This window comes from Kitasatospora sp. NPDC058046, from assembly GCF_042885595.1.
Classification (GTDB): Bacteria; Actinomycetota; Actinomycetes; order Streptomycetales; family Streptomycetaceae; genus Kitasatospora.
This window is the reverse complement of the sequence record NZ_JBHVRS010000021.1, coordinates 178,496-194,965: the sequence shown is the minus strand read 5'-3', so window position 1 is coordinate 194,965 and position 16,470 is coordinate 178,496. Positions and strand designations below refer to the sequence as shown.

The window sequence follows — 16,470 nt, the reverse complement described above, 5'->3', positions numbered from 1 at the left end:
GAACTGGTCACGAAGCCGTTCGGGGTAGGGCCCGAACCTGCCGATCGGCAGATAGGGCTCGATCAAACTCCACTGCTCGTCGGTGAGTTGCCTGCACGTCACATCCAACAGTCCTACCGGGTTCTGCCCCAGAGCGGGGCAGAACCCGAAGATTGATCACAACATCACACAGGCCCTAGGCCCGGCGAAGGGCTCCGGCCTGCCCGTCTGGTCCGGCGGGCACTGAGGCCCGCCGGGGGACGGACGGGCGGCGGCGCCTCAGGAGCAGTCCCAGTGGTGGTCCACCGGGCGGTCCGGGCAGGACCGGCACTCGAAGACGTACACCCCGCCCGCGTCCCCGATCATCAGCCCGGCGGGGCTGTGCGCCCCGCGGCCGCCGTCGGCGTCCCGGCGCTCCTCGCCGGTCTCGTCGTCCCGGTCCTCCAGCGGGAGCCAGGTGCGGTACGACTGACCGTCGTACTCCCAGCTGCTCACCGTCAGGAGGTGCTCCATCGTCCGCCCGCAGGTCGGGCAGTCCGGCCAGCAGGGCTCCTGGGTCCAGCCCGGGTACCCTCCGAGCTTGATCCCCGGCGCCTCGGCCAGGTGGTAGCCGTACCGCAGGCCGGTGCGGGCCCGCAGTTCCTCCATCCGCACGCGCAGTTCCGGGCCCAGGTCCTCCGGCATGTCCCAGCTCGGGTAGTCGACCACCGGCTCGGGGTGCAGGACGCACGGTGCCGGGATGCTGTCCTTCGGCGCGGTGCCCACGGTCGGCGGCACGGCGGCGAGGGCCGGGCCGACCTCCTCGGAGCTCCGCCAGCGCACCAGGGGCGTCGCGGTCGGGCAGCGGCCGATGATGAACGGGCACCAGAGCACCTGGAGCAGGTCCGTCCCGGCGGGGAAGGCGAGTTGGGGCACGTCCCGTCGGTGGATCTGGACGACGGGGACCAGCGGCACCGGCCCCTCCGCGGCGGGCCCGCCCCACTCCCCCGGGTGGCTGGTGCTCGGGCACAGCGGCCACGGCTCGTCGGCGGGCCACAGCGGCGGCCCGCCGACCGAGCTCTCGGCCGCGGACGGGCTGCCGGCGCGCGGGTGGAGGCGTACGGCGTCGCGGCGCAGCGGTACCAGTTCGGGGAACAGCTGCTCCAGGTCCACGGCGCGCTTCGGGGTGGTGCGGGTCATCGTCGTCTCCATCGGGCGGTGCTCGGGCGGGCACCGCGTACCCGCCGACGGCATCACCGTAGGACACGCCACCGACAGCGGCCTCGCCCGCCGTCCGGCCCACCCGACGACGGCGGGCCGGACGGGAGCACCTCCACTTCGGGCGGGCGGGGATGTCAATGCCGTGGACACTGACCATCCGGTCCCCGGCGTCCGTTTTTTGACGTACCGTCAGCTCGCACAGGTGCAGGTGTCCTCCGTAGACACGGCCGCCGGTACCGCGATCGTCGTCACGACCCCTGCCTTCGCCACGGCCCGCGCCGGGCCCCGCACCGCCGAGGAGACGTCATGAGCGAACCACGCCCCCGCACCGCCGAACCGCACCGCACCGAACCACGCCCCGCCGGGCCGCGCGCCCGCCGCCGCACCCTCGCGGCCGGTCTCGCCCTCGCCGCCGCCCTGACCACGGCCGCCGCGACCGTCCCCGCCCAGGCCGCCACCGCCCAGGCGCTCGACCGCTACTACCAGCAGCGCCCCGACTGGCACAGCTGCGTCCAGGGCCCGGACGACCAGGTGGGCGCCGACCTCGAGAAGGCCGGCGCCCGCTGCGCGGAGGTCACCGTGCCGCTCGACTACGGCGACCCCGGCGGACGCACCGTCACCCTCGCGCTCTCCCGGATCAAGGCCACCGACACCCGCCACCGGATCGGCACGCTGCTGCTGAACGACGGCGGCCCCGGCAGTCCGACGCTCGGCGCGCCGACGAGGGTGCACGCCGCGTTGAAGGACACCGCCGCCCGCTTCGACATCGTCGGGCTGGACCAGCGTTTCGCCGGCCGCAGCGCCCCCCTCGACTGCGACTGGCCGATCGGCTACAACATCACCTCCGCCGGGACCACCCGGGCCTCCTTCGAGCGCCAGGTCGCCTTCCAGCGGGACCTCGCGGCCCGGTGCCGTTCTGCGGCCGGGGACCTGCTGCCGCACGCGAGCACCCGCGACGCGGCCCGGGACATGGACGTGGTGCGGGGCGCGCTCGGCGAGCGGCGGATCTCCTACCTCGGCCTCTCGTACGGCACCTACCTGGGCACGGTGTACTCCCAGATGTTCCCCGGCCGCTTCGACCGGGTGGTCCTGGACGGCGCGCTGGCTCCGGACCACGTCGGGCCGGAGCTGCTCCCCAACATGGTGCGGGCGAACGAGCGGGCGTTCGCCGACTGGGCGGACTGGGCGGCGCGGCGCAACGACACCTACGGGCTGGGCCGCACCCGCGAGGAGGTGGTCGCCGGGGTGCTGCGGACGGTCGGGGCGGCCTCGGCGCGCCCGCTCGTCCTCGGCACCGGCACGGACGCCTTCGAACTCGACGACACCCGGGTGCCGCTGCTGGTGTTCGGGAACCTCCAGGGCGACTCCGATCCGGAACGGGCGGGCCTCGCCGAGCTGATGGCGGTGCTCGCCGAGGCCGCGGCGGGCCGGCCGGTCACCCCCTCGGCCGAGACCACCGCCCTGCTGCGCTTCCTGTTCACCCCGCAGGGCTCGCAGGCCGGCAGCGTCTCGCAGGCCATCCTGTGCGCGGACGGTACGGCGCCGCGCGATCCCGAGGAGTACTGGCGCCGGATCGAGCGCGACCGCGCCCGGTACCCGCTGTCCGGCCCGCTGCTCGACAACATCTCCCCGTGCGCCTTCCTGGACGCCCCGCGCGAGGCGCCCACCGAGGTGCGCCGCGACGCCCGGGCGCTGATCCTCTCCGCCACCGGCGACCCGCGCGCCCCCTACCGGGACGGCGTCGCGCTGCACGGGCTGCTGCCCAGCTCCCGGCTGCTGACCCTGCGGGGCGCCGACCAGCACGGGCTGTACGGGACGTACGGCAACGCGTGCGTGGACGACGCGGTCAACGCCTACCTGGCGGGCGGGCGCCTGCCGGAGGCCGACGTGACCTGCACGAAGTAGCGGCAGCGTCCCGCCGCCGTCCGCACGCGGTCCGGGCGGCGGCGGACGGCGTGCGTTCGCGCTCGCGCTCGTGCTCGTGCCCGTGCTCGCGCTCGGCAACGGCTCGGGCACGCTGGGGAGTTGAGTACGGGGGCGGATTGCGGGCCGCGGCGCGGGCGGGCCAGGGTGTGGGCGCGGACGCGCGCGACCCGAGAGGATCCCTGCCGGTGAAGAAGCTGCTGAAGGACGTGGCGACGAGCCTCGTGTACCTCGTCGTCATGCTGGTGAACCCGTTCCTCAACGGCGTGCAGTCGCTGCGGGCGCACCACTGGCCGACCGAGCGGCGCAAGCTCAGGCTGATCGGTTCACCGACGGCGCGGGCGGCCCGGGCGGCGGAGCGGGAACGGATCCGGGGGCTGGTCGAGGCGCTGGGAGCGGTGGAGGGGGTCGAACACCTGCTGACCCAGGTACTGGACCAGTCCACCCGCCCGTCCTCCTACGGCCTGGACCACCCCCGGGACACCCTGCTGGTCTGCCGGATCCACGCCCGCGCCTACTTCGTCGTCCGGGAGGACGTCCTCGACGTCCTGCGGCGGATCGAGGCGGCGAACGTGGCCGACTGGCAGGCCAACGGGCAGGGGCCGGACCCGCACGGGAGCCTGGAGCACGCGCTGCGCTGGTACCGCGACGGCGGCGTCGACGCCAACGGCTGGCGGATGGACCCCCCTTGCCTGTCCAGCCCCGGTGCGAAGCTGACCTGGGACCGGCCCGGCATCCCGCCCCGGGACCCGATCCCGGCGGGCCCGTACCCCAACCGGCTCTTCGTGCTGGAGCAGACCCCGCCGGACGCGGACGCGGCACGGCTGCTGGACGAAGCCCGTGCGGACGGGCGGGGCGTGGTCCTGGAGCTGGCCTTCGGCGCGGGCTGGGTCGACTACTGCCAGTACCACAAGGTGGCGCGCGGCGGCTTCGCGGGGCGCGGGCGGCTCTGAGCGGGGGGTGCCCGGTGGGGCCGGGGCGCCCGGACGGCCTCTCCGGGCCCGTCCGGGCGCCCTCACCCGCTCACCGGCTCACCCGTTCAGCCGCGTTTCAGCACTGGGGGCGGCGGCCGTGGTTGGCCCCGTGCTTGGCCCTGGCCTTCTTCTTGCGGCGGCGCTTCGACGACATGGCCACTCCTCTCGCAGCCGGGACACTTCCGGTCTTCCACCGTTCCACACCCGGGCGGACCCGGCCCGTCGAGGACCCGGCCCGTCGGGCCGCCCCGCGGGTCTCAGGCGCCGTCGCCCGCCAGGGCCGCGCGCCAGGCGGGGCTGTCGACGTAGTGGTTGTCGAAGCGCTCGGACGAGGCCGCGATCGCCCCCGGCGCGGTCTCGCCGCGCATGACGCTGCCCAGCAGGCGCAGGTAGTCGAAGCGGTCCATGCCGGGCGCGAACACGCACAGCACGTCGGCCTCGGAGCCCGGGGCGGCGGCGAAGGCGTGCGGGGTGTGCGGGGGCACGGCCAGGAAGTCGCCCGCGCCCAGCACGGTGACCTCCTCGCCGACCAGCACCCGCAGCGAGCCGCCGATCACGAAGAACAGCTCCCAGGCCCGGGTGTGGAAGTGCGCGGGCGCCCCGGGGGCGCCGGCGGCGAAGGTGGAGCGGTAGACGGTGAAGCCGCCCTCGCCCGGGGCCGAGTCGGCGAGCAGCGTCATGGTGGAGCTCGGGTCGGCGCAGATCTCGGCCTCGGCGCAGCGGGTCAGCACGGGGGCGGCGGGGGCGGCGGGGGCGGCGGGGGCGGCGGGGGCGGCGGGGGCGGCGGGGGCGGCGGGGGCGGCGGGGGCGGTGTTCTTCGTCGTCGTCATGTGACCAACCTACGGCCGGAAAGACCCACGATCAGGTGGCAATCAGCGACCGTTTCCATGGGTCAATTTCCTCCCGCCGACCCGCCTCCCCCGCATCCTCGGCCTCCCCCGTGCCGCCCGGGCGCCGTCAGTCGGGGAGGTTCCCGTTGCCGCCCAGGTTCGCCACCATCCGGCGCAGCACGTTGATCGTGGTCACGAACTCCTCGGTGCCGATGCCCTCGTGGGCGCGTTCGCTGACCGCCAGGTTGCGCTCGCGGGCGCGCAGGCGGCCGGCCTCGCCCTCCTCGGTCAGGGTGAACGCCCCGTCGGCGTCCTCGGTCAGCCAGCCGCGGGCGATCAGGTCGTCGAAGACGGCGTCGAAGGCAGCGTCGAAGGCGGCGTCGAAGGCGGTGCCCTGGTCGTCGTACGGGGCGAGCCGCTCGGCCAGGGTCGTGCGGGTCCACCCGCCGGGCCGGCCGGCGGCGTGGTTGAGCGTCCACCAGTGCGGCTGGGTGAGGCCTTCCACCGCGAGCTGCACGCGCAGGCCGTCCACCACCAGGCGGCGGAAGAGCTCGCCGGTCCACGCCCCGATGGGCTGGGCGGCGATGGTCTGCGGTTCGTAGGTCTTGATCGTCATCTCCGGTGCTCCTTCACCTGGTCGTCAGGACACGGCCGACCGTAGGACCTCAAGCCGCCTTGAGGTCAAGGCAGTTCCGGGCCCTGGGGCGCTGCGATGGTCAACTCCCTTCTAGGGTGGCCCACATGAAGACCGCACCGGCGCTCGCCGCCGCCCTCGCCCTGTCCGCGGCCGCCGTACTCGGCGCGGCCGCCCCCGCCTCCCCCGCGTCCTCGGCCTCCCCCGCCGCCGACCCGCTGGAGCGCTTCCACCGCCAGCCGCTTGCCTGGTCCGCCTGCCAGGAACCGCAGTTGGCCGCCGCCGGCGCCGAGTGCGCGGCCCTGACCGTCCCGCTGGACTACCGCGAGCCGCGGGGCCGCACCCTCTCCCTGGCCGTCTCCCGGATCCGCTCCGCCGACCCCGCCAAGCGCCGCGGGATACTCCAGACCAACCCCGGCGGGCCCGGCGAGCGCGGGCTGGACATGCCGGCCGCGCTGCGGGAGCAGCTGGCGCCCGGGACGGCGGCGGCCTACGACCTCGTCGGCATGGACCCGCGCGGGGTCGGCGCCGGCGGCCCGGACTGCGGCCTCACGCGCGGCACCTGGCTGCGCTCGACCGGCACCGGCCAGGCCGGCTTCGAGCAGGCCTGGCGCCTGGCCAAGGCCGACGCGGACGCCTGCTGGAGCAAGTACCCGGACCTGCTGCCCCACCTGACCACCCGCAACACCGCCCGGGACGTCGACGTGCTGCGCGCCGCGCTGGGCGAGCAGCGGACCTCCTTCTTCGGGCAGTCCTACGGCGCGATGCTGGGCGCGGTGTACGCGCAGCTGTTCCCCCGGCGCGTCGACCGGCTGGTGCTGGACAGCGCCCTCGACCCGGCGCGGTACGGCATCGGGGTGTTCCAGGACATGGGCGGCGCCAACGAGCGCGCCCTGGACGACTTCGCCGCCTGGGCCGCGCCGCGCGACGCCGCCCACCACCTGGGCGCCACCCCGGCGGCGGTGCGGTCCACCGTCGAGGGCCTGGTCCGGCGGGCCGAGGCGGCGCCGATCGCCGTCGACGGCTACCGGCTCGACGGCGCCCTGCTGCCGGTCCTGCTCGCGGTCTTCCAGAGTGACGACCGCGACAGCGCCGAATACGCGGACGCGCTGCGCCAGTTGCTGGACGCCGCCGACGGCCGGCCGGTACAGGCGGGCCCGGCCCTGCACCAGCTGCTGACCATGCTCCTCGCCCCGGGCCCGGAGGCCGGCGCCGGCCTGTCGTCCACGGTCGCCATCGTGTGCGACGACGTGGCGATGCCCCGCTCGGCCGCGTGGTACCGCGACGCCGTCGAACACTCCCGCGCCACCGAGCCGGTCTTCGGCCCGGTCTACAACGGCCCCGTCCCGTGCGCCTCCTGGCGCGGCGCCCCGCTGGAACCGCCGGTCGAGGTCCGCAACACCGTCCCCGCCCTCCAACTCCACGCCACCGGCGACACCCACGCCCCCTACCAGGGCGCCCTCGCCCTCCACACCCGCCTGCCCGGCTCCCGCCTGGTCACCGTCCCCGGCCGCGTCCACACCCTCACCCTCAACGGCTACAGCCCGTGCGCGAACGCGGCGGTGGACACCTACCTGTCGACGGGGGCGCTGCCGGCGGCGGACACCGTCTGCTGAGGGAGCGGGGGCGGCGGCCGACCCCCCCGGAGTCGTCAGGCGCCAGACGCCTCGATGGACCGGCACCCACGACCGGCATCCTGCCCGCACGAACATCACGTCACGCCACGTGAGACGGCCCCTGGGCCTTGACCGGTGCGGCCGACCTGGCGGCCCGCTCGATCTTCGCGCGGTAGGCCGCACGGGCCTGCTCGTCGATCCGCTTCTCGTGTTCGGCGCGCAGCCCGGTCCGGCCGTCGAGGCCCTCGCGCAGGATGTCGGCGTGCCCGGCGTGCCGGATGGACTCGCCGAGGACATGGACCATGACGGCGAACAGGTTCGTGCCGGCATGGGGCTCCGGCCACCACGGCACGTGGCCAGGGGCGTCGAGGGGCAGCCCGTCGATCGTCGCGTCCGAGTGTTCCCACGTGCGCCGGTAGAACCCGGTGATCTGCTCGCGGGTCTCGTCCTCGGTCGCCCACAGATCGCTGCCGTCGGAGTCCTGCCACCGGGGCAGCGGTTCCGGGGAAGGGCGGCCGAAGACCTCGCCGAAGTACCTGGCCTCGACGGTGGCCACGTGCTTGACCAGGCCCAGGAGGTTGGTCCCGGTCGCTGTCAGAGGTCGGCGGGCGTCGTACTCGGACAGGCCGTCGAGTTTCCAGAGCAGTGCCTCGCGGTCCCGCCGCAGTCGCCCGTGCAGGTTGTCCTTCGCAAAGTCATCGATCATGCGCCATGAGCCTGCCACGGGCCGCTCGTGGCCTCAAGATCCGGTACTCGGTCCGCGACGACCGGCAGAGCCGGGGCATGGCCGCGGCCGCGTACATCAGCGCCCGACTCTCGGCGACCGCCTCCTCCTCGCCCGTTCCTGGAGTTCCGCGTGGGCGGGTTCCGCCCGACCGTGCGGTCCCGGCCCCGCCGCCTGGCTGTGCTGCTCCTCGGCGGCCCGGCGGTCAGCGCGCCGGACCGCCTTGCTCACCGTGCGCCGTTAGGCCATGTATTTGGTTGCGATCAATGGGTGGCGGTGAGGTCCTTGATCCAGATCATCGCGCCCTGAAGGTGAAGGCCAGCGAGAGAGCCGGCCACCGTTGCTACCCCCTTCCTCCGGTTGGCGGCCTGCTCCCTCTTCTCCGGGATGACTGCCTTGATCGCGCGTTGATGCAAGTGGGCACAATTGCCGCGGGACGAGTAGGCCTCGTCCCCGGCGACGTGGACCTTGCTGGTCTGCCCACCCCTGGAGCGCCAGAGCAAGGCGGCCTTCAAGTACTCACCGATCGGCACGTACGGCCCGATGAACTCCCACTCATATCCGATAGTTGCGCTCGCGTCACGCAACACGGTCTACGGGATCAGGACCTGCCCACGCGAGCGAATCTCCCGAATTGATCACACCCGAATACGCGCCCCAACGCCGCGATCGGGATGGTTCGTCGGCTTCACGCTACGGCCATGGCCTGACTCAACTGCCCAGCAGCTCGGACGCGCTGGTGGTGCGTACCGACTTCTCCAGTTCCGCTTCGTGGCAGCGTCGAACGCGGGGGTCAGCACGGCTAGTCGTAGCAGGCGCGTACCGGATTCAGGCAGCGATGCGTAGGCGACGGCGGTGGTCATCGGGACACCCGTCCCAGGTCTCGGCTGTCCACGGCGCGGTGGTAGGCAAAGTCGCCCGCCGAGGCTGCTCAGGATGCTCCGGGACCGTGAGGGCGGTCGGTCGGACCAGTCGCCCGTGCGGCGATCAGCCCGTGACGCGGAGTTCGAGCAGGGTCGCCTGCTTGCCGCCGGACGGAAGGTCGCCCTCGCCGACAGGCGTCACGTCGTCCTTGCGGACGGCGATGGTCTTGGTCACGCCATCGGAACTGAGGGTCGCCTGGACGTTGTGGTCGTCGTTCCATATCCCGAACGCCCTGGGAACCTCCAGTGAGAGGTAGCCGCTCTTGCCCGTGACCTTGAAGCAGTAGGCACCCGGCTTGTTGTCCTTGATCGTCTCGACCTTGATGTTCCAGGCGTTGGATGTGCACTCGGCCAGCAGGATGTGCCCGTCCCCCCTGATCAGTTTGAGGCCCTTCTGGGCCAGCACATCGGCCGCACCCGGGTACTCGAAGTCCTCCACCGCGGACGGCGGCGTGGCGTCCGCGGCGACCGGTGGAGCGGCGTTGGCGGCGACCAGGGTGCCGAGACCCGAGACGGCCACGGCGGCACCGAGAGTGCCGAGGAGTAGCGCCCTGCGTGCACGAGGAATCATCAGAGATCCTTCCGAATGACAGGCGGAATATTCTGCCGGGTGAATTCTTGCGCAAGGGTTCTACACAGAACCTAAAGGTCTATCCCAAGGTGCAGTCAAGTCACGTATTGGACAACATGCTGGACGAAGTATCAAGCCATCGATGCAGGATTCATATCAAAAGAATGGCTGACCGACGGGCCATCAATGTTGGTCATAGGCCGCATACTTCGCACAGTCAGGCACCTGTGGATCGCCCAAATTTGAGCTTCTGCAGGCCTGTCCGGATGGCTAGGCTCGATTCACTGGTCGATGCTTACGTCAATCGTCGGGGGATGGAAGGGACTTCTTCGTGGGACATCAAGTCCGCGTGCATAGAGCAGGAAATGCCTGGTTGCGCGCTATACGGAGCTTGTCGATGGGTGTGATCCCGCTGGCACTCGTGGCGGGAACCATCGTCGCCAGCCCGGCCACTAGGGCAGTGGCGCAGGACAGTGCTACGGACGCCGGCCCTGTGCTGTTGACGGGCCGCGCCCGAGTCGTCGGGTTCTGGAAGGACGGCGGCCCGGGGGTCAAGGCCGTCGCGGAAGCCGCACTCACCGGAACCGACGAGGACGTCAGACTCTTTCTGGACAGCGAGCAGGCAATCGCCGAACTCCAGGACAATCGCGTGGAGACGGTGCAGGTCCTTTCGCTTGGCGGTAGCAGTGTGCGGGAGGCGGCGAGGAAGGCGCTCGCCGGCACTCCACAGGACTTGCAGAACTTCCTGAAGGACGGCTGGGAGGCGCCGCTGGAGGCGGACCAGCGGGTTCAGGTCACTCAGATCATCAGTGCCGGCGGAGCCGCTGTAAGGGACTCCGGCAAGGCAGCCCTCAATGGGTCGGTCGAGGATGTCCGCGCCTTCCTGAGTGTGGACCAGTACGTCGCCCAGCAGGCGGACGACCGGGTCCATCTGATGCAGATCCTCGGTTCTGGCGGCCCGGCGACCAAGCAGGCCGCCAAGCTCGCCATGTCCGGATCGACCGAGGACATCCGGGAGTTCCTCGACGTCGGCCAGCACGTCGCCCGGGCCCGGGACCAGGAACGCGCCACCGTCGCGCAGCTGGCGGAGCAGGCCAGGGAGGCAGGTGCCCAGGCCAAGCGGGAGACGGACGCCGCCAAGGAAGCCTCGGATCGCGCGGTGGCCGCCGCTCAGCTGGCCAAGGAGGCCGCGCAAAGGGCCGCGAAGGAGACCGAAGAGGCACGGAAGGACGCCGCCCGCGCGGCAGGTGCCGCCACCCGCGCGGCGGACGCAGCCAAGGGCGCGGCTCAGGCCGCACGGCAAGCGATCAGCGCCGCACGGTCGGCGAACGCCTCGGCCCGGGTCGCGGCGAGCGCGGCCTCCCAGGCAGCTGCGGCTGCCACCGGCGCGGCTCAGGCCGCCTCACGTGCCAGGGGTGCCGCTGCGGACGCCGCGACGGATGCCTCGAACGCGGCTACCGCGCGCCAGGCCGCGCAGGATGCCAGAAACGCCGCAGCGGGGGCCGAAAAGGCGGCCGAGGCGGCTGACCTTGCTGGGGTGGCGGCTACCCAGGCCGGGTTCGCGGCGGATGCCGCGGCCAGCGCCGGAGGCAACGCGGACGCGGCGGCCGATGCTGCCGCAGAGGCCAGTGGCTTCGCCGATGCCGCAGGGGCACACTCCGAGGCTGCTGCTGCTGCGGCAGCGCAGGCCAAGCGGCACGCGCGGGAGGCGACCCAGGCGGCTAACGCGGCCTCGACCCTCGCGCGTCAGTCCGCGTCTGCGGCGTACGAGGCCCGCAACGCGGCCAGGTCGGCCGCCGACCATGCCCGAAAGGCCGCGGACGCGGCGGAGGACGCAGCCAATCACGCGGGCGACGCTGCGACGGCCGCCGCCCAGTCCACCGCCCACGCCACGGCGGCCAAGGAGGCCGCTGATGTAGCGACCGCTGCGGTGGCCAAGGCGCGTGAGATCCACGACCTGGCACGCCGGGCTGAAGAAGAGGATCTCACCGCCCGCACCTCGGCATCGATCGAGCAGGCCAGGGATCTGAAAGCGGCTGACGATGAGCGCAAGGCCGAACTGGTCCGGGCCGCGAAGGAGGGCAAGGACCTCGACGAGGAGGCGGTGCGGCTGGCCGCCGAAGCGTCCGCTCCCGGGGTCGATCCCAGGGATATGGCGGCGAAGGGCCGCAAGGTCGCCCTGCTGGCGATGAAGACTCGCGGCCCCTGGAGCCAGGTTGCGGCAGAGCACGCGTTGGCCGGTTCGGACGATGCGGTCGTCCGGTACGTTCGCGAGGAGTGGAAGAGCGCCGCCGATCAGGACGAGTATGCCCGGGCCGGACACCTTGCGGACGACGGCCTCTCAGATCCGGTCCGAAAGGCGGCCAGGGCCGCCCTCAAGGGCGACGCCAAGACCGTCGACGATTTCCTGCACACCGGCCAGCACGAGGCCGCGGTCGCCGACTATCGGCTGCTGGCGGTCCAGTTGACCAGCACGGGCGGACCCGCCGTCAAGGATGCCGCCAAGGTCGCCCTCGCGGACGGGTCTCCCGTCAAGCTCAGGGATTTCCTCGGCAAGGGTCAGTACGACGCTCGCGAGGCCGACGAGCGGGTGCGTGCGACGCAACTACTCAGCAGCGGTGGTCCCGAGGTCAAGGCCGCCGCCAAGATCGCGTTGGAGGGGCCGGCGCGGTTGGTGCACCAGTTCGTTGCCTCGGGCCAGTACATGGCCGATCGCAAGGACCAGCTGGCCCTCACCCACGCGGCCCAGATCCAGGGCCTGATCGCCGGCGCGTCCGAGATCGCCGCAACGGCACAGCAGAACGCCGCTCGGGCCGGTGAGGTGGCCGCCATCGCCAACAAGGCGGCCCAGGAGGCCGACGAGTACCGCAAGCGGGCCCAGCAGTCCGCCCAGACCGCCGCCGAGTACTCCAAGCAGGCCCAGCAATCCGCCCAGGCCGCGGAAGCCTCTGCGGCCCAGGCCGCCCAGGCCGCCCAGCAAGCCCGCCAGGCACAGACGGAGGCCCAGCAGGCCGCTCAGAACGCCAGCAACTCCGCTGCCAACGCGGCCGCTTCAGCCAGTCAGGCCCGCACCTCCGCAGACGATGCCTGGGCCGCCGCCGGGGAGGCTCGGGCATCGGCCGAGGCCGCTGGCAAGGACTCCGAGGCAGCCGGCAAGGCCGCCGCCGAGGCACTGCAAATCAAGATCGACAAGCAGCGGGCGGAGGCCGAGGCCCAGCGCGACTCCGAAGAGATTCAGCAGGCCAAGCGGGAGCAGGAGGCGTACGAGGCGCTCCTGCGCGAGAACGAGGATATCGACTGGGGGCAACTGGCCAAAGACGGCGGCCACATGTTCCTGGACGCGGCCGGTAGTACAGGCCTCCCGATCATCAGCAACGCGGCCAACGCCGGCAACTGCGCCTGGTACGGGGCCGAGGGCGAGGCCATCGACGCCGCGACCTCTTGCATCGGGATCGCTCCGGGAGCCGGCGCGGCCAATACAGGCAAGATCGCCAAGAGCGGCAAGAAGATCTGGGGCTTCATCAAGAAGGCTTTCACAAAGGGTGCCCGGGCCGCCAAGAAGTGCAACAGCTTCACCCCGGAGACGCCCGTTCTGATGGCCGCCGGCTACAGCAAGCCGATCAAGGACGTCCGCATCGGTGATCAGGTCATGGCCACCGACCCCGCGCGCGGAGTGACCGAGGCACGACCGGTCGATGGCGTCATCACCGGCAGCGGGCCGAAGAACCTGGTGCGACTCACCATCGACACCGACGGCGAGGCCGGCGACGACGTCGGGACCGTCACCGCGACTGCCGGGCACCCGGTCTGGCTCCAGGACAGGCAAATCTGGACCAACGCCGGCGAGGTCCCGGTCGGAGCCCTGCTCCGTACGGCGACCGGAGCCACGGTCAAGGTCACCGCGACCGAGGCCTGGACCGCACTTCAGGACGTCTACAACCTGTCCGTCGACGGCATCCACACCTACTACACACTCGCCGGTGACACCCCCGTCCTGGTCCACAACGCGACGTGCCCGGACACGTTCGAAACGGTGGCTGAGGGATACTTCAAGTCGCCCAAGGGCCTGATCTATGGCCCCGGGGAGGGCTCAGACGGCCACCGACTGGATCACGTCATGAAGCACACCCAGCCCGATCCCACCAAGCCGGTCCACACCGTCTTCAACACCACCAAACAGTCGGAGGTCCTTGCACTGCTCGATGAAGCGTGGAGCCTGCGCGACACCGGACACGTGTCCGTGGACGGCTGGACCCATGTGATCCCAATGGGGCGCGACATCGGTACCAACGGGGAGCAGTTCCTGAAGATCATCGTGAATCCGACGACACATCAGGTGACCACTGCTCACCCCTACAACCGTCCCAGGTAGGCAGCCGGCCGGCTGCCGCCGAACCACCCGTCCGCACGGTGCCTTGCCGACTCCCATCAAGTCGGCTGGGCACCGCGCGGACCAGGAACCGTACCGACGTTCGGAGACCCCGCCGCATGGAGCCCGCACTGCACCGCCTCATCGACACCCTGGCCGGGGAGAAGGGCGCCACCGCCTTCATGGCCCAGCTTGGCCGCCGCGCCGACGAGATGAACACCCGGCAGGTCGCGGCACTGGCGGCGGCAGTCGCCGCCGCGGCGGACTCCCACCCCGACGAGGTCGACACCTACGCGTACATCTACGACTCCGTCCGGTCCCTACTCATCGCCGCCCCGGGGCCGGAGAGCCTGCGTCGGCTGCTGCACCTGCCCACCGCGCTTCGTCCCGACGCTGAGCTTCGGGCAGCAGAGCTCCTGGCCGAAGAACTCGCTGACACCCGGTCTGCGGACGAACTCGCGGACACAGTCTTCACCGGCCCGTTGCACCGGCCTTCCCTCCACGAACTGCGGGTCTGTCTCCTCCAAGAACTCGTACTGCGATCCGTCCAGATCAACGAGATTCCGCACCTGGCGGCCTTCGCAGCCTCGCCGGCCGCTGCCCAGCACCCGCTCGGACGGCTTCCGGCGACACTTCTGGCCGTCGAACGTGGCGTGGCCGAGCTCGTCACGGCCGAGCAGCACCTTGGCTGGCCCACACCGCTGAATCCCTACCGGCGGGCCGACGCAGCGGAACGGAGCCCGGCGCCGCACACGGGTGGGGCGTACCGGCTTGCGGAGGTACGTGATCCGGCGCAGCGGGTTGCCATCGGCACTGCGGTACAGCACTGGTCAGGCATCTCCAACGCGCGGATCACCGCGCAGATCTTCGCTGTGAACCGGGAAGTCGATCCTCACGACATCGACGCCGTCTTCGCGGGGCTTCCCCTGGAATGCGCGCCGGAGGGCGCCGGTACGCTGACCCCTCTGCTGGACACGACAGCAACAACTGCCTTGTGTGTGCTGTTCCTGGCGGCGTCGTCAGGCGGTGCCTACGGAGGCCGACGCGGCAACGGGTACGCGCGCCTCGCCGCCTGGGAGTCGATGGCCGCGCTCGCCGGAACCCCTGCGGCCGCGCCGTTCGCAGACCTGGCGGCGCAAGCCGAGGAGACCCATTGGTACCTCTTCGACACCCAGGGGCCCTGGTTCTACCGGGTGGCCTGGGACGTCACGATGGCGGCCCTGCGTCCCGGGCGGAGGGAGCTCGCCGTCCTGGCCGCCACCGACACCGACTGATGCGAACACACCGGCCCAGGGTACAGCTGGCCGACGTGCCACCAGCACCAACGTCGGGGAGATCCTCGGCGTCACCCCCCTTCTACCGAACGAAGGAAAGCCTCCTCATGCCTCGCCCACGCCCACGCACCGCATGGACGACCGCGACGCTCACCGCCGCCGCCCTCGCCGCCGCCCTCCTGACCGGCACGCCCGCACCCGCCCTCAGCGGCGACGCCACGCCCGCCGGCTCCTATGCCTTCACCGCCAAGCTGGACATCGGCAACGGCCAGCGCGCCTGCACCGGCGCCCTGGTCGACCCGTACTGGATCGTCACCGCCGCCGCCTGCTTCGCCGACAACCCCGCCCAACCGACAACCGTCCCCGCCGGCCCGCCGGCCCTCAAGGCCACCGTCACCATCGGCCGCACCGATCTCACCACCACGACCGGCCAGGTCCGCGACATCGCCGAGCTCGTCCCCCGCACCGACCGCGACCTCGTCCTGGCCCGGCTCGCCACCCCCGTCACCGACATCACCCCGCTCGCCGTGGCCACTACCGCACCCGCCGCCGGTGAGGACCTGCTGGTGACGGGCTACGGCCGCACCAAGGCCGAGTGGGTGCCCGACAAGCTCCACAGCGCCGCCTTCACCGTCGGCGCCGTCGACCCGACCGGCCTCGCCATCGCCGCCAAGGCCCCCACGGACGCCGCCGTCTGCAAGGGCGACACCGGCGGCCCCGCCCTGCGCAAGGTCGGCGACCGCTACGAACTCGCCGCCCTCAACAGCCGCTCCTGGCAGAACGGTTGCCTCGGCGCCCCCGCGACCACCCGCACCGGCGCGTACGAGACCCGCACCGACGACCTCGGGGGCTGGATCCAGCAGGCCGTCTCCGCCTGGTCCGCCGTGGTCGCCGCCCGTTCCGGGGGCCGCAGCACCGTCTACAACCCGGACACCAGGACCGCCGAGACCTTCGCCCTGCGCAGCGACGGCGCCATGATCCACGCCTACAACACCAACGGCGAGGGCTGGTCCGGCTGGTACGTCCTCGGCGACGGCGCGCGGTTCACCGGTTCCCCGGCCGTCGTCCACAACCCGGTCACCAACACCCTCGACGTGTTCGCCACCGGCACCGACGGGTCCATCTACCGGGCGACGTGGAGCCGAGCCACCGGCTGGTCGGCCTGGACCATGACCGCCGACTGGAAGTTCCGCGGCTCCCCCACCACCGTCTACAACCCGGACACCCGGACCGCCGAGGTCTTCGCCCTGCGCGCCGACGGCGTCATGGCCCACCTCTACAACACCGAGGGGGCGGGCTGGCACGGCTGGTTCACCCTCAACCCCGGAGGCGCCTTCGTCGGCGTACCGGCCGTCCTGCACAACCCGGTCACCAACACCCTCGACGTGTTCGCCACCGGCACCGACGGGTCCATCTACCGGGCGACGTGGAACCGGGCCGACGGCTGGACACC

The 16,470-nt window shown here is 72.1% G+C and carries 11 protein-coding genes and 1 pseudogene; 6 read left to right on the top strand and 6 right to left on the bottom strand.

Going from position 1 to position 16,470, the window contains the following annotated elements; translation table 11 throughout:
• Positions 1 to 258: 258 nt before the first annotated feature.
• Positions 259 to 1,158, bottom strand: a complete 900-nt coding sequence (locus ACFVU7_RS34170; RefSeq protein WP_074001063.1) for a DUF1963 domain-containing protein — start codon at positions 1,156 to 1,158, stop codon at positions 259 to 261.
• A gap of 327 nt (positions 1,159 to 1,485) precedes the next feature.
• Between ACFVU7_RS34170 and ACFVU7_RS34165 the strand changes: the two genes are divergently transcribed.
• Positions 1,486 to 3,084, top strand: coding sequence for an alpha/beta fold hydrolase (locus ACFVU7_RS34165; protein WP_388049023.1), 1,599 nt, complete (start codon positions 1,486 to 1,488; stop codon positions 3,082 to 3,084).
• Positions 3,085 to 3,290: 206 nt separating this feature from the next.
• Positions 3,291 to 4,055 carry a hypothetical protein gene (locus ACFVU7_RS34160; RefSeq protein ID WP_388049021.1) on the top strand — a complete coding sequence of 255 codons (765 nt, stop codon included), beginning with the start codon at positions 3,291 to 3,293 and terminating at the stop codon, positions 4,053 to 4,055.
• Positions 4,056 to 4,333: 278 nt separating this feature from the next.
• Here ACFVU7_RS34160 and ACFVU7_RS34155 read toward each other — a convergent pair whose 3' ends face one another.
• Entirely contained in the window at positions 4,334 to 4,906 is a 573-nt protein-coding gene (locus ACFVU7_RS34155) for a cupin domain-containing protein (protein ID WP_388049018.1), read from the bottom strand.
• A 127-nt stretch (positions 4,907 to 5,033) separates the two neighbouring features.
• Positions 5,034 to 5,522, bottom strand: a complete 489-nt coding sequence (locus ACFVU7_RS34150) for a MarR family transcriptional regulator (protein WP_388049015.1) — start codon at positions 5,520 to 5,522, stop codon at positions 5,034 to 5,036.
• A gap of 125 nt (positions 5,523 to 5,647) precedes the next feature.
• Here ACFVU7_RS34150 and ACFVU7_RS34145 point away from each other — a divergent pair, with 125 nt between their 5' ends.
• Positions 5,648 to 7,156 (top strand): alpha/beta hydrolase, encoded by a 1,509-nt coding sequence (locus tag ACFVU7_RS34145; RefSeq protein ID WP_388049013.1) that lies wholly within the window; start codon positions 5,648 to 5,650, stop codon positions 7,154 to 7,156.
• 100 nt (positions 7,157 to 7,256) lie between these two features.
• Here the strand turns inward: ACFVU7_RS34145 and ACFVU7_RS34140 are convergent, their stop codons facing one another.
• The 3 genes and pseudogenes from ACFVU7_RS34140 to ACFVU7_RS34130 all read right to left on the bottom strand — a co-directional run bounded on the left by ACFVU7_RS34140 (position 7,257) and on the right by ACFVU7_RS34130 (position 9,374).
• Positions 7,257 to 7,862: a DinB family protein gene (locus tag ACFVU7_RS34140; RefSeq protein ID WP_388049010.1), complete on the bottom strand. Its 606-nt coding sequence runs from the start codon at positions 7,860 to 7,862 to the stop codon at positions 7,257 to 7,259.
• A 281-nt stretch (positions 7,863 to 8,143) separates the two neighbouring features.
• Positions 8,144 to 8,395 (bottom strand): annotated as a pseudogene (locus ACFVU7_RS34135) (hypothetical protein); the annotation flags it as partial.
• Between the two features lie 472 nt (positions 8,396 to 8,867).
• Positions 8,868 to 9,374: a hypothetical protein gene (locus tag ACFVU7_RS34130; protein WP_117485196.1), complete on the bottom strand. Its 507-nt coding sequence runs from the start codon at positions 9,372 to 9,374 to the stop codon at positions 8,868 to 8,870.
• Positions 9,375 to 9,771: 397 nt separating this feature from the next.
• On the opposite strand from ACFVU7_RS34130, the gene ACFVU7_RS34125 reads away from it, so the two are divergent.
• The 3 genes from ACFVU7_RS34125 to ACFVU7_RS34115 all read left to right on the top strand — a co-directional run.
• Positions 9,772 to 13,746 carry a polymorphic toxin-type HINT domain-containing protein gene (locus ACFVU7_RS34125; RefSeq protein ID WP_117485198.1) on the top strand — a complete coding sequence of 1,325 codons (3,975 nt, stop codon included), beginning with the start codon at positions 9,772 to 9,774 and terminating at the stop codon, positions 13,744 to 13,746.
• Between the two features lie 116 nt (positions 13,747 to 13,862).
• Entirely contained in the window at positions 13,863 to 15,017 is a 1,155-nt protein-coding gene (locus ACFVU7_RS34120; RefSeq protein WP_117485200.1) for a DUF6183 family protein, read from the top strand.
• A gap of 107 nt (positions 15,018 to 15,124) precedes the next feature.
• The coding region (locus tag ACFVU7_RS34115; RefSeq protein WP_388049007.1) for a trypsin-like serine protease at positions 15,125 to 16,470 on the top strand (1,346 nt) is incomplete at its 3' end.